Annotated in this window: 10 protein-coding genes; 5 read left to right on the forward strand and 5 right to left on the reverse strand. The window is 73.3% G+C overall.

Features of this window, described 5'->3' with window-relative positions; translation table 11 throughout:
• Positions 1–206 precede the first annotated feature (206 nt).
• The 3 genes from pknB (at position 207) to ACZ4M8_RS01245 (ending at position 4,487) form a co-directional block, all read left to right on the forward strand.
• Positions 207–2,165 (forward strand): Stk1 family PASTA domain-containing Ser/Thr kinase, encoded by a 1,959-nt coding sequence (pknB, locus tag ACZ4M8_RS01235; RefSeq protein ID WP_467602305.1) that lies wholly within the window; start codon positions 207–209, stop codon positions 2,163–2,165.
• A gap of 95 nt (positions 2,166–2,260) precedes the next feature.
• A complete protein-coding gene (locus ACZ4M8_RS01240) occupies positions 2,261–3,487 on the forward strand; it encodes a cation:proton antiporter domain-containing protein (protein WP_467602307.1) in 1,227 nt (408 codons plus the stop codon).
• A gap of 91 nt (positions 3,488–3,578) precedes the next feature.
• The gene (locus ACZ4M8_RS01245; protein ID WP_467602309.1) at positions 3,579–4,487 is read left to right on the forward strand and encodes a deoxyribonuclease IV; all 909 of its coding nucleotides are present in this window, start codon (positions 3,579–3,581) and stop codon (positions 4,485–4,487) included.
• A gap of 78 nt (positions 4,488–4,565) precedes the next feature.
• Here ACZ4M8_RS01245 and ACZ4M8_RS01250 read toward each other — a convergent pair whose 3' ends face one another.
• Complete coding sequence (locus ACZ4M8_RS01250; protein WP_467602311.1) at positions 4,566–5,189, reverse strand: sulfite oxidase-like oxidoreductase; 624 nt, start codon at positions 5,187–5,189, stop codon at positions 4,566–4,568.
• A 153-nt stretch (positions 5,190–5,342) separates the two neighbouring features.
• Here ACZ4M8_RS01250 and bfr point away from each other — a divergent pair, with 153 nt between their 5' ends.
• On the forward strand, positions 5,343–5,822 hold the full coding sequence (gene bfr / locus ACZ4M8_RS01255) for a bacterioferritin (RefSeq protein WP_467602313.1): 480 nt from the start codon (positions 5,343–5,345) through the stop codon (positions 5,820–5,822).
• Between the two features lie 21 nt (positions 5,823–5,843).
• Here bfr and ACZ4M8_RS01260 read toward each other — a convergent pair whose 3' ends face one another.
• Positions 5,844–6,158: a (2Fe-2S)-binding protein gene (locus ACZ4M8_RS01260; RefSeq protein ID WP_467602315.1), complete on the reverse strand. Its 315-nt coding sequence runs from the start codon at positions 6,156–6,158 to the stop codon at positions 5,844–5,846.
• A 174-nt stretch (positions 6,159–6,332) separates the two neighbouring features.
• Complete coding sequence (locus ACZ4M8_RS01265) at positions 6,333–7,682, reverse strand: class II 3-deoxy-7-phosphoheptulonate synthase (RefSeq protein ID WP_467602317.1); 1,350 nt, start codon at positions 7,680–7,682, stop codon at positions 6,333–6,335.
• 367 nt (positions 7,683–8,049) lie between these two features.
• On the opposite strand from ACZ4M8_RS01265, the gene ACZ4M8_RS01270 reads away from it, so the two are divergent.
• A complete protein-coding gene (locus tag ACZ4M8_RS01270; protein ID WP_467602319.1) occupies positions 8,050–10,050 on the forward strand; it encodes an anthranilate synthase family protein in 2,001 nt (666 codons plus the stop codon).
• Here ACZ4M8_RS01270 and ACZ4M8_RS01275 read toward each other — a convergent pair.
• Both ACZ4M8_RS01275 and ACZ4M8_RS01280 read right to left on the reverse strand, forming a co-directional pair.
• Positions 10,016–11,032 carry a 2-hydroxyacid dehydrogenase gene (locus ACZ4M8_RS01275; RefSeq protein ID WP_467602321.1) on the reverse strand — a complete coding sequence of 339 codons (1,017 nt, stop codon included), beginning with the start codon at positions 11,030–11,032 and terminating at the stop codon, positions 10,016–10,018. The two genes, ACZ4M8_RS01270 and ACZ4M8_RS01275, sit on opposite strands and share 35 nt — an antisense overlap.
• Positions 11,033–11,253: 221 nt before the next feature.
• Positions 11,254–12,282 carry a 6-phosphofructokinase gene (locus ACZ4M8_RS01280; RefSeq protein WP_467602323.1) on the reverse strand — a complete coding sequence of 343 codons (1,029 nt, stop codon included), beginning with the start codon at positions 12,280–12,282 and terminating at the stop codon, positions 11,254–11,256.
• Positions 12,283–12,376: the final 94 nt, after the last annotated feature.

Raw genomic sequence — 12,376 nt, forward strand, 5'->3', positions numbered from 1 at the left:
CTTCTCTTTCTTCTTTTCTCCCACACCGGGGGATGCCCCGGGGGTCTGGGCCGGGGATTTCCGTCTTTCCGTCCGGGGGGGGGGGGGGCGCCCCCCCCCCCCCCCCGCCCCCGGGGCTCGGTTCCGGTCACCGTTCGGCTTCAGTGCGCCCGTGCGGGCCGCCGGGCGGGCCGCGGTGTCGGTGGCTCCTCGTAGACTCGTCTGCCGTGGATACGACCCTTCAGGACCCCCTGGTCGGGCAGTTGCTCGACGGCCGGTACCGCGTCGAGGCGCGCATCGCCGCCGGTGGCATGGCGACGGTCTACCGCGCCCTGGACACCCGGCTCGACCGCGTGCTCGCCCTGAAGGTGATGCATCCGTCGCTGGCCGTGGACGGCGCGTTCGTGGACCGCTTCATCCGTGAGGCGAAGTCGGTCGCCAAGCTCTCGCACCCCAATGTCGTCGGCGTCTTCGACCAGGGCACGGACGGGACGTACGTCTATCTGGCGATGGAGTACGTCGCCGGGTGCACGCTGCGCGACGTGCTGCGCGAGCGGGGCGCGCTCCAGCCGCGGGCCGCGCTGGACGTGCTGGAGCCGATCCTCGCCGCACTGGGCGCCGCGCACCGCGCGGGTCTGGTGCACCGCGACATGAAGCCGGAGAACGTCCTGGTCGGCGACGACGGCCGGGTCAAGGTCGCCGACTTCGGGCTGGTGCGCGCGGTCGGCGCGCACACCGACACCACCGGCGCGGTCCTGGGCTCCGTCTCGTACCTCGCGCCCGAGCAGATCGAGGACGGCACCGCCGACGCCCGCGTCGACGTCTACGCCTGCGGTGTGGTGCTCTACGAGATGCTCACGGGCGCCAAGCCGCACACCGGCGGCACGGCGGCCCAGGTGCTCCACCGCCATCTGCACGAGGACGTCGCGCCGCCGTCCGAGGCGGTGCCCGGCCTCGCCGCGCCGCTGGACGCGCTGGTCGCACGGGCCACCGCCCGTGATCCGCAGGGCCGCCCCGAGGACGCGGTGGCGCTGCTGTCGGCGGCGCGCGAGACCCGGGCCGCGCTGACCGACGCCCAGCTGGACGCGGTGCCGCCGCAGGCCAGGGAGGTCGCCGCGGGCGAGGAGCGGACGAGTGTGCTGCCCCGGGCCGTGGTGCAGCCGCCGCTGCCCGGCCTCGCGGGCGGCGGGGCGGCACCCGAGGAGGCGCTGAACCGCACCAGCCGCCTGGAGGTCCCCGCGTCCGAGCCGACCACCCGGCTGCGCCCGGCGCCGCCCGCGCGGCGCGGCCCGTTCGCCGATCCGCGCCGCCGGCTGGTGGCGGTCGTCGCCGCGGTGCTGCTCGTCCTCGGGGGCTCCGCGGGCATCTGGTACGTCACCGCCGGGCAGTTCACCGCCGTCCCCGCGGTGCTGGACATGACCCGGGCGAAGGCCGAGCGGACGCTGCGGGACGAGGGGCTGGGCGTGAAGGTGGTGCAGGACTTCAGCCCCACGGTGCGGCGCGGACACGTCATGGCCACCGACCCGGGCACCGGCGCGCGGATACGCGGCACCGGCACGGTCACCCTCACCGTCTCGCGCGGCCCGGAGATCGTCCGCGTCCCGGATCTGTCGGGCACTCCGCTGGCCGACGCCCGGCGCACCCTGCGCGACCGCGGGCTGGTGCCCGGGGCGACGCACCGCGAGTTCAGCGACGAGGTCGCCAAGGGGTCGGTGATCCGTACGGACCCGGCGGCGGGCAGTGAGCGGCACCCCGACACGGCGGTGGCGCTGACGGTGAGCCGCGGCGCGGCGCTGGACGTGCCCGATGTGACGGGCGACGACCGCGACGACGCCGTGGAGACGCTCCGGGACGAGGGCTTCGTGGTGAAGTTCGCCGACCGGCCGGTGCACTCCCCCGAGGACAAGGGCACGATCGCCCTCCAGTCCCCGGCCGGCGGGCAGCTCGGCAAGGGCGAGACGGTGACGCTGACGCTGTCGCTGGGCCCGGAGATGGTCACCGTGCCGAAGGTGACGGGCCGCAACGTCGACGACGCGAAGAAGCAGCTGAGCGATCTGGGCTTCGCGGTGGAGGTCAAGAAGCCGTTCCTCTTCCCGCAGGACACCGTAGAGTCCCAGTCGGTCGAGCCGGGCGAGCAGGCGCCGAAGGGCAGCACGATCACGATCCGGCTCAAGGGGGCGCTGTGACGGGGGCACGGCGGGCGTGGAGCCTGCCGGGGCACGGCGGACATCCGGGCTAGCATCCGGCGCAGCACCTTCCCGCCCGCGCCTGTGAGTCCCCTGTGGTCACTCTGCTCGTCCTGATGTCGCTGCTGTTCGCGTGGACCCTGATGTCGGACCGGATGGCCCGGTGGAGCGTCACCGCGCCGATCGCCTTCGCGGTGGCCGGGATCCTGCTGACCCGGGGCGCGCCCCCGGGCATCCCGTTCGGCCTGGACCCCCACCTCTTCCAGCGGAGCGTGGAGCTGGTCCTCGCCGTCCTGCTCTTCGCCGACGCCACCGAGGCCAGGGAGTACGGGCGCCTCGACACGTCGGTGGGCGAGGGCCGGCTGCTCGGCGTGGCGCTGCCGGTCTCGGTGGGGCTGGCGACGCTGGCCGGGGCGGTGCTGTTCCCCGGGACGCGGTGGTGGCTGCTGGCCGTGGCGGCGCTCGTGGTGATGCCGATGGACCTCGCTCCGGCCGCGACGTTCCTGCGCGACGTACGGGTGCCGCTGCGGGTGCGGGCCGCGCTGAACGTCGAGGGCGGTTTCAACGACGGGCTGATCTCGCCGCTCTTCCTGTTCTGCGTCTCCAACCTGGTCTCGGCCACCGGTGAGACCTTCTCGGACCTGGTCGTGAACGCGCTGAAGGGCGCCGGGGTCGCCGTCGCCGTCGGCACGGCCGCGGGCTGGACGGCGTCCTGGCTGGTGCGGCGCGCGCTGGACGCCGGCTGGGCGCCCGCCGCCGGACTGCGCCTGGCGACGCTGGTCCTGCCATTCCTGACGTACGCGGCCGCCGTCCTGGCCGACGGCAACGGTTTCGTCGCGGCGTTCGTCGCCGGACTGTGGTTCGCCCGCACCGCGCACGCCGTCGGGCCCGGCACCCTGGAGCTGACCCACGACGCGGCGCAGGTGATGTCCCTGGCGGTGTGGTTCACCTTCGGCAAGCTGATCGCGGACGAGTTCGCGGCGGAGGGGCTGCCGCTGCCGGTCCTCGGCTACGCGCTGCTGGTCCTGACGGTGATCCGCTTCGTCCCGGTGTACGCGGTGCTCGGCGGCACCGGCTTCGACCGCGCCGAGCGCGCCGCGATCGGCTGGATGGGCTCGCGCGGGGTGACCTCGATCGTCTTCGCGATCCTCGCGTACACCCAGCTGCCACCGCACGAGGCGGGGTTCGTCTTCGGGGTGACGGGCGCGACCGTGCTGCTCAGCGTCGTCCTGCACGGCGTCACGGCGGAGCCGGTCGCCCGCGGTTTCGCCCGTCGCGATCGCGCCGCCGGGCAGCCCGCCGCACCGGACACCGCCCGGTAGGGAGAGCCGGGGAGCCCGTACGGGGGGAGGGAGCGGGCCGCGCGCCCCGCCCCCGCCCCGCGTTGCCGGTGGGGCCTGGCACCCTGGTGGGGTGAGCAACCATCCCTCCCCCGCAGACGCCGCCGCGCGCGGCCGGCTCCGTAATCCGGTCGGTGGCCATGTGCCGGTCGCCGGCGGTCTGGCGAAGACCGGTCTTCCCTATGCCCGCACGATGGGCGGTGAGGCGGTCCAGGTCTTCGTCGCCAATCCGCGGGGCTGGGCGACGCCGGTGGGCAACCCCGCGCAGGACGAGGCGTTCCGGGCCGGCTGCGCCGAGGCGGGCATACCGGCGTACGTGCACGCGCCCTACCTGATCAACTTCGGCTCGCACACCGGGGCGACGGTCGAGAAGTCGGTGGCGTCGCTGCGGCACTCGCTGCGCCGCGGCCGGGAGATCGGGGCGCGCGGCGTCGTGGTGCACACCGGTTCGGCGACCGGCGGGCGGCCGCGCGCCGAGGCGCTGGCGCAGGCCGGGGAGCACCTGCGGCCGCTGCTGGCGGAGCTGGTGCACGACGACGATCCGTGGCTGCTGCTGGAGCCGACGGCCGGGCAGGGCTCGTCGCTGTGCGCGCTCGCCGAGGATCTCGGACCGTACTTCGAGGTGCTGGAGCGCCATCCGAAGCTCGGGGTCTGTCTGGACACCTGCCACGCGTTCGCCGCGGGTCACGACATGGCCGCGCCGGGCGGGATGAAGGCGCTGCTGGACGAGGTGACGGAGGTCATCGGCGCGGGCCGGCTGCGGCTGATCCACGCCAACGACTCCCAGGACGTCGTCGGCGCCCACAAGGACCGGCACGCGGGCATCGGCGCCGGACACATCGGCGCGGAACCGTTCGCCGAGTTGTTCACGCACCCCGCGACGGACGGTGTGCCCCTGGTGATCGAGACCCCCGGCGGCCCGGAGGGCCACGCCGCCGACGTCGCCCGTCTGAAGGAACTGCGCGCGGGCGCCCACTGCTGACCCGCCGGTACGAGGTGCCGGGCCGGGCCGGATGCCCCGCCGGAGCCCGTTTCCGGCTCGCGCCCCGGTCGGGCCCGGTCACAGCTCCGGGCCGTCCCCCGGTTCCTCCTGATAGGAATAGCGCTGTTCGCGCCAGGGGTCGCCGAGGTTGTGATAGCCGCGCTCCTCCCAGAAGCCGCGGCGATCGGCCGTCATGTACTCGATGCCGCGGACCCACTTGGGGCCCTTCCAGGCGTAGAGGTGCGGGACGATCAGCCGGACGGGGAAGCCGTGTTCGGCGGTGAGGAGTTCGCCGGAGCGGTGGGTGGCGAAGAGGCAGTTCTCCGCCGCGAAATCCTCCAGGCGCAGGTTCGAACTGAATCCGTATTCCGCCCAGACCATCACATGGGTGGCCTCGGGAGCGGGCGGTGCGAGTTCGAGGATCGTCGTCGTACGGACGCCGCCCCATTCGGCGCCCAGCATGCTGAATTTCGTCACGCAGTGCATATCGGCGACGACCGTCGTATACGGCAGGGCGGCGAATTCCTCGTGCGTCCAGCAGTGCTTGGCGCCGTCCGCGGTGGCGCCGAAGGCGCGGAACTCCCAGCGCTCGGGCCGGAACTTGGGCACCGGGCCGTAGTGCGTGACGGGCCAGCCCCGCTGCGGTCGCTGCCCCGGAGGGAGCTGGGGATGCTCCGCTTCGCGGCTTTCCGGCTGACCCATGCCTCCATGGTGTCAGACCGGAAGGGGTGCCCCTGACCAACGGGAGACGAAACGGGCAATCCACAGTAAGCGTGCACTTACTGGACGTTACGCTCCGGGCGATGCAAAGATGCGCCGCACTTGCCTGTTCCCGTGCGGAAGGAGCCCGCAGCCATGCAGGGCGACCCCGAGGTCATCGAATTCCTCAACGAGCAGCTGACCGCCGAGCTGACCGCGATCAATCAATACTTCCTGCACGCGAAGATGCAGGAGAACTTCGGCTGGCCGAAGCTCGCGAAGTACACCCGCGCCGAATCCTTCGACGAGATGAAGCACGCGGAAATTCTCACCGACCGCATCCTCTTCCTGGAGGCGCTGCCCAACTATCAACGGCTGTTCCACGTCCGGGTCGGCCAGACGGTGACCGAGATGTTCCAGGCGGACCGGCAGGTGGAGGTCGAGGCGATCGACCGCCTCAAGCGCGGGATCGAGCTGATGCGCGCCAAGGGCGACATCACCTCGGCCAACATCTTCGAGAGCATCCTCGCCGACGAGGAGCACCACATCGACTACCTGGACACGCAGTTGGAGCTGGTGGAGAAGCTCGGTGAGGCGCTGTACATCGCCCAGCTCGTCGAGCAGCCCAGCAGCTGAGCCCGCCGCGTACGGGCGCGGTCAGGCCGCTTCGCGGAACGCCGGCGGCGTCCGCACCATCCGGGGCAGCGGCGGCGCCGGCTCGGCGGCCACCGGCGCGGTCTCCGGGGCGACCTCCGGGACCTGCGCCGTCAGCGGCTCGGCGGCGCCCTTGTCGATCAGCTCACGGCGCGGGCAGGCGCCCCGGCCCAGCAGCGCCTGGATGCGGCGCACACAGCCGCCGCAGTCGGTGCCCGCCTTGCAGGCGGAGGCGATCTGGCGGGGCGTGCAGGCGCCGGTGTCCGCGTGGTCGCGGACCTGCTGTTCGGTGATGCCGAAGCAGGAGCACACGTACACCCGGTCCACCTCCGTGCGAGTCGGCCCCGTCGATCCCGTTGATCTTCAGTGAGGTAACCCTTACCTTACCTGTCGCCGGAGGGGCGGCACAACGCCGGAGGGGCACAACGCCGTGGGGCGCGGATCACAGATCCGCGCCCCACAGGTGTGCCGCATACGCCGCGGCCGGCTCTCTCACTGGTCGCGGTACATCTCCGCGACCAGGAAGGCCAGGTCCAGCGACTGGCTGCGGTTGAGCCGCGGGTCGCAGGCGGTCTCGTAGCGCTGGTGCAGATCGTCGACGAAGATCTCGTCGCCGCCGCCCACGCACTCCGTGACGTCGTCGCCGGTCAGCTCGACGTGGATGCCGCCCGGGTGGGTGCCCAGCGACTTGTGGACCTCGAAGAAGCCCTTGACCTCGTCGAGCACGTCGTCGAAGCGGCGGGTCTTGTGGCCCGAGGCCGCCTCGAAGGTGTTGCCGTGCATCGGGTCGCAGATCCACGCGACCTGCGCGCCCGACGCGGTGACCTTCTCGACCAGCTCCGGAAGGCGGTCGCGGATCTTGTCCGCGCCCATCCGCGTGATGAAGGTCAGCCGGCCCGGCTCGCGGTCCGGGTCGATCCGCTCGATGAGCGCCAGCGCGTCCTCGGCGGTGGTGGTCGGGCCGAGCTTCACACCGACGGGGTTACGGATGCGCGAGGCGAACTCGACGTGCGCGTGGTCGAGCTGGCGGGTGCGCTCGCCGAGCCAGACCATGTGGCCCGACACGTCGTAGAGCTGCCCGGTGCGCGAGTCGGTGCGGGTGAGCGCCGACTCGTAGTCGAGGATGAGCGCCTCGTGCGAGGAGAAGAACTCGACGGTGCGGAACGCCTCCGGGTCGACCCCGCAGGCGTTCATGAAGTTCATCGCGCGGTCGATCTCGCGGGCGAGCGCCTCGTAGCGCTGGCCGGAGGGCGAGGACTTCACGAAGTCCTGGTTCCAGGCGTGGACCTGGCGCAGGTCGGCGTAGCCACCGGTGGTGAAGGCGCGGACGAGGTTCAGCGTCGCCGCGGAGGCGTGGTACATCCGCTTCAGGCGCTCCGGATCCGGGATCCGGGCCGCCTCGGTGAACTCGAAGCCGTTGACGGAGTCGCCGCGGTAGGTCGGCAGGGTCACGCCGTCGCGGGTCTCGGTGGGCTTGGAGCGCGGCTTGCTGTACTGGCCGGCGATCCGGCCGACCTTGACCACCGGGACGGACCCGGCGTAGGTCAGGACGGCGCCCATCTGGAGGAGCGTCTTGAGCTTGTTGCGGATGTGCTCGGCGGAGACGGCGTCGAACGCCTCCGCGCAGTCGCCGCCCTGGAGGAGGAACGCCTCACCCCGGGCGACCGCGGCCAGGCGCTCGCGCAGCTGGTCGCACTCCCCGGCGAAGACGAGCGGCGGATAGGACTCCAGCTCCGCGATCACATCGCGCAGAGCCTCGTGGTCCGGCCAGTCGGGCTGCTGCGCCGCGGGCAGGTCTCGCCAGGTGTTGCCACCGGCGTGGGTTTCAGCGTTCACGGTCACATCTCCCACATTACGGGGTCCGGCCAGGCCGTCCGGACGCCGCCCGGAGTGTGAGACGGGCCGCACATGGTGGACGGACGCCCGCGCCCCGGCTCCGCGCCGGTTCCCCTCGGCTCCGTACCGGTCCGCGCCGCGCCCGGACCGGGCCCGTCCCGTCCGGAGTGCGGACGGCCGCCGCGGGCCCCGCCGGGCTCCGGTAGGGTGCCCGGCATGTACGCGCCGCGCCTCATGCACATGAACTGGTGGTGGACCGCTCATCCGGCGGCCCGCTGATACGCGCGTACTCATCCGAACTCCGCGAAGGCCGCCCGAGGGGCGGCCTTCGGTGTGTCCACCGGCCGTTCCTCCTCCCGGAAGGAACCCCGGTATGTCCCACCCCTCCCCCGCCGCGCCGCAGGACGCCGCCGCCCTGGTGCGGCGGTTGCTGGCCCCCGGCTGTCCGCCGTTCGCCCTGCTGCGCCGCCGGACGCCCGGCCGCGACGGCTGCCACGTCGAGGTGCTGCTCGGCGACGTCACCGAGGTCGAACGGCTGGCGGACATCCCGCTCGGCGACGGGCCGGACGGCTCCGGCGCGCCCGTCACCGACGCGCTGGCGCTGATCCCGTTCCGGCAGATCCGCGAGCGCGGCTTCACCGCCCACGACGACGCCACCCCGCTCGCCGTCCTGCGCCCGCACACCGTCTGCGAACTGCCGCTGGACGCCGTGCTGGCCGCGCTGCCGGCACACGGCGTGACGGTGCGCGACGGGGCGTTCGACGTGTCCGACGAGGCGTACGCGGAGATCGTCGGGCGGGTGGTGCGGGACGAGATCGGCAGCGGCGCGGGCGCCAACTTCGTGATCCGGCGGACCTTCGAGGGCGCGATCGACGGGTTCGGCGCCGCCGACGCGCTGGCGCTGTTCCGGCGGCTGCTGGCCGGGGAGCGCGGCGCGTACTGGACGTACGTGGTGCACCGCCCCGGGGTGCGGACGCTGGTCGGCGCCAGCCCCGAGGTGCACGTGCGGATGACCGGGGCGCGGCCGGACGTGCCGGGCGGCGGCACCGTCGTGATGAATCCGATCAGCGGCACCTACCGCTACCCGGCGGGCGGCCCCACCGCCGAGGGGCTGCTGGCGTTCCTCGGCGACCGCAAGGAGGTCGAGGAGCTGTCGATGGTGGTGGACGAGGAGCTGAAGATGATGTGCACCGTCGGCGACGGCGGCGGGGTGGTCGTCGGGCCGCGGCTGCGGGAGATGGCGCACCTGGCGCACACCGAGTACGAGCTGCGCGGGCGGACCTCGCTGGACGCGCGGGAGGTGCTGAGGGAGACGATGTTCGCGGCGACGGTGACCGGCTCGCCGGTGCAGAACGCCTGCCGGGTCATCGAGCGCCACGAACCCCGCGCCGCCGACGGGCGCGGGCGCGGCTACTACGCGGGCGCGCTGGCGCTGCTGGGCCGGGACGCGTCCGGCGCGCAGACGCTGGACTCGCCGATCCTCATCCGGACCGCCGACATCGACGCGGACGGACGGCTGCGGGTGCCGGTCGGGGCGACGCTGGTGCGGGCGTCGGACCCGTACGGCGAGGTGGCCGAGACGCATGCGAAGGCGGCGGGGGTGCTGACCGCGCTGGGCGTGCGGCCGGCGGCGGACGGCACGGCGGCGCGGCGGGCGGCGGACGGGGCGGCGCCGCGGCTGGCGGACGATCCGCGGGTGCGGGCGGCGCTGGACGCGCGGCGGGCGGATCTGGCGCCGTTCTGGCTGCGGATGCGGTCCGCCGAGCCGGTGGCGGCGCTGCGCGGCCATGCGCTGGTGGTGGACGCGGAGGACACCTTCACGGCGATGCTGGCCCATCTGCTGCGGACGTCGGGGCTCGACGTGACGGTGCGGCGGTTCGACACGCCGGGGCTGCGCGAGGCGGTGCGGGCGCACCGGGGGCCGGTGGTGCTGGGCCCCGGGCCCGGCGATCCGTCCGACGCCGCCGATCCGAAGATGCGGCTGCTGCGCTCGCTCGCGGCGGAGCTGATCGGCGGGCGGGCGGCGGACCGGCCGGTCCTCGGGGTCTGCCTCGGCCATGAGCTGCTGGCGGCGGAGCTGGGGCTGGACATCGTCCGCAAGGAGGTGCCGTTCCAGGGGGCGCAGGAGCGGATCGACTTCTTCGGGCGGCCGGAGACCGTCGGCTTCTACAACACCTTCACCGCCCGCTGCGACGACGCCACCGCCGCCGAACTGGCCATGCACCGCGTGGAGTTGGCCCGGGAAGCGGCCACCGGCGAGGTGCACGCGCTGCGCGGGCCGGGCTTCGCCGGGACGCAGTTCCACCCGGAGTCGGTGCTGACGCTGGACGGGGCGCGGCTCACCGCTCAGCTGCTGGCGGCCGTCCTGGTGTGACGAGGAGGTTCGCGCCGTCGCGGCCGGCCAGGTAGTCCTCGACGTTGGCGAGGGTGGCGTCGGTGATCTGGCCGACCGCGTCGGCGGTGAAGTACGCCTGGTGAGAGGTGACGAGGACGTTGTTGAAGGTCATCAGCCGGGCGAGGACGTCGTCGCGGATGACGTCGAGGGAGCGGTCGTGGAAGAACATCCCGGCCTCCTCCTCGTAGACGTCGAGGGCGACGCCGGAGAGCCGGCCGGCTTTGAGGGTCTCGACGAGGGCGGTGGTGTCGACGAGTCCGCCGCGGCTGGTGTTGACCAGCAGTGCGTCGTCCTTCATGGCGGCCAGCGCGGCGGCGTCGACGAGATGACGGGTGGCGTCGGTCAGCGGGACGTGCAGGGTGACCAGGTCGGACTCGGCGAGCAGCCGGTCACGGTCGACGTAGGCCATCCCGAGGTCGCGGCAGACCGGGTTCTCGGTGAGGTCCCAGCCCAGCAGGCGCATGCCGAAACCGTGCGCGATCCGGGTGAACGCCTCGCCGATCCGCCCGGTACCGACCACGCCGGCCGTACGTCCCCGCAGGTCACGGCCGATCAGCCCGTCGAGGCGGAAGTCGAAGAGGCGGGTGCGCTGGGCGGCGCGGATGACCCGGCGGTCGACGGCTAGGGCGAGCGCCCAGGCGAACTCGGCGACGGCGTACGGCGAGTAGGCGGCGACCCGGCCGACGGTCATACCGAGGTCGGCGGCGGCCCGGAGGTCGATGTTGTTGTAGCCGGTGGCGCGCTGGGCGATCAGCCGCGTCCCGCCCGCGAAGAGGGTCTGGAGGACCTCGGCGGAGAGGTCGGCGTTGACGTCGGTGGTGAGGATCTCGTAGCCGTGGGCGATGGGCGCGGTGTCCCGGTCGAGGTTGACGTCCAGACAGCGGACCTGGTGCCGCCCGGCGAACGCCCGCTCCAGCAAGGGCCGTTCATCGGTCTGCACCCCGAACGCGACGATCTCCATACGCTCTCCTCCTCGCCCCGCACCCCGGCCGCTCCGACCGTTTCGCGCCTTTTGTCCGCCGGGGCGAATATACGGGGCGGGACGCCGGGCACCGCCGCGGCGCGGACGGAGGGGCGCCCGGTGGAGCGACGGGCGGACGGTGCGCACGGAGCGCCCGGGGCGGCGGTACGCGCCCCCGGGACGCCCCGGACCTCCGGGCCGCGCCCGCCCCGCCCGCGCCGTCAGCCGAAGAACACCCCCGCCTCCGCGTACAGCGCCGGATCGACCGTCTTCAGCTGCGCCGTCGCCTCGGCCAGCGGCACCCGGACGATGTCGGTGCCGCGCAGCGCCACCATCGAGCCGAAGTCACGGGCGCGCACCGCGTCGATGGCGTGCAGCCCGAAGCGGGTGGCCAGCCAGCGGTCGAAGGCGCTGGGCGTACCGCCGCGCTGGGTGTGGCCGAGGACCGTCGTCCGCGCCTCCTTGCCGGTCCGCGCCTCGATCTCCTTGGCCAGCCACTCCCCCACCCCGGAGAGCCGGACGTGCCCGAACGCGTCCGTGCTGCCGTCCTTCAGCACCATCTGGCCGTCCTTGGGCATCGCGCCCTCCGCGACGACGACGATCGGCGCGTAGCGGACCCGGAAGCGGGACTCGATCCAGGCGCAGACCTGCGCGATGTCGAAGCGCTGCTCCGGGATGAGGATGACGTTGGCGCCTCCGGCGAGCCCGGAGTGCAGCGCGATCCAGCCGGCATGACGCCCCATCACCTCGACGACGAGGACCCGCATATGGGACTCGGCGGTGGTGTGCAGCCGGTCGATGGCCTCGGTGGCGACGCCGACGGCGGTGTCGAAGCCGAAGGTGTAGTCGGTGGCCGAGAGGTCGTTGTCGATGGTCTTGGGGACGCCCACGCAGGGGATGCCGTGTTCCTCCCAGAGCCGCGCCGCGACGCCGAGGGTGTCCTCACCGCCGATCGCGATCAGCGCCTCGATCTCCTCCTTGGCCAGCGTCTCCTTGATCCGGCGGACGCCGTCCTCCTCCTGGAAGGGGTTGGTCCGCGACGAGCCGAGGACCGTACCGCCGCGGGGCAGGATGCCGCGGACCGCGGCGATGTCCAGCGGCCGGGCATCGCCCCGCAGCGGCCCGCGCCAGCCGTCGCGGAAGCCCGCGAAGCCGTACCCGTACTCCTGGGTGCCCTTGCGGACGACGGCCCTGATCACCGCGTTCAGACCGGGGCAGTCGCCACCGCCGGTCAGCACTCCGACCCGCATCGCCTTCACCTACATCCCGTCAGAGGGCCGCGCACGGCCCCGCACGAACCGATGCGGTCACGCTAGAGGTGATCCGGGTCACTCCGGCACGGGT

This window comes from Streptomyces sp. NPDC027185, from assembly GCF_055567035.1.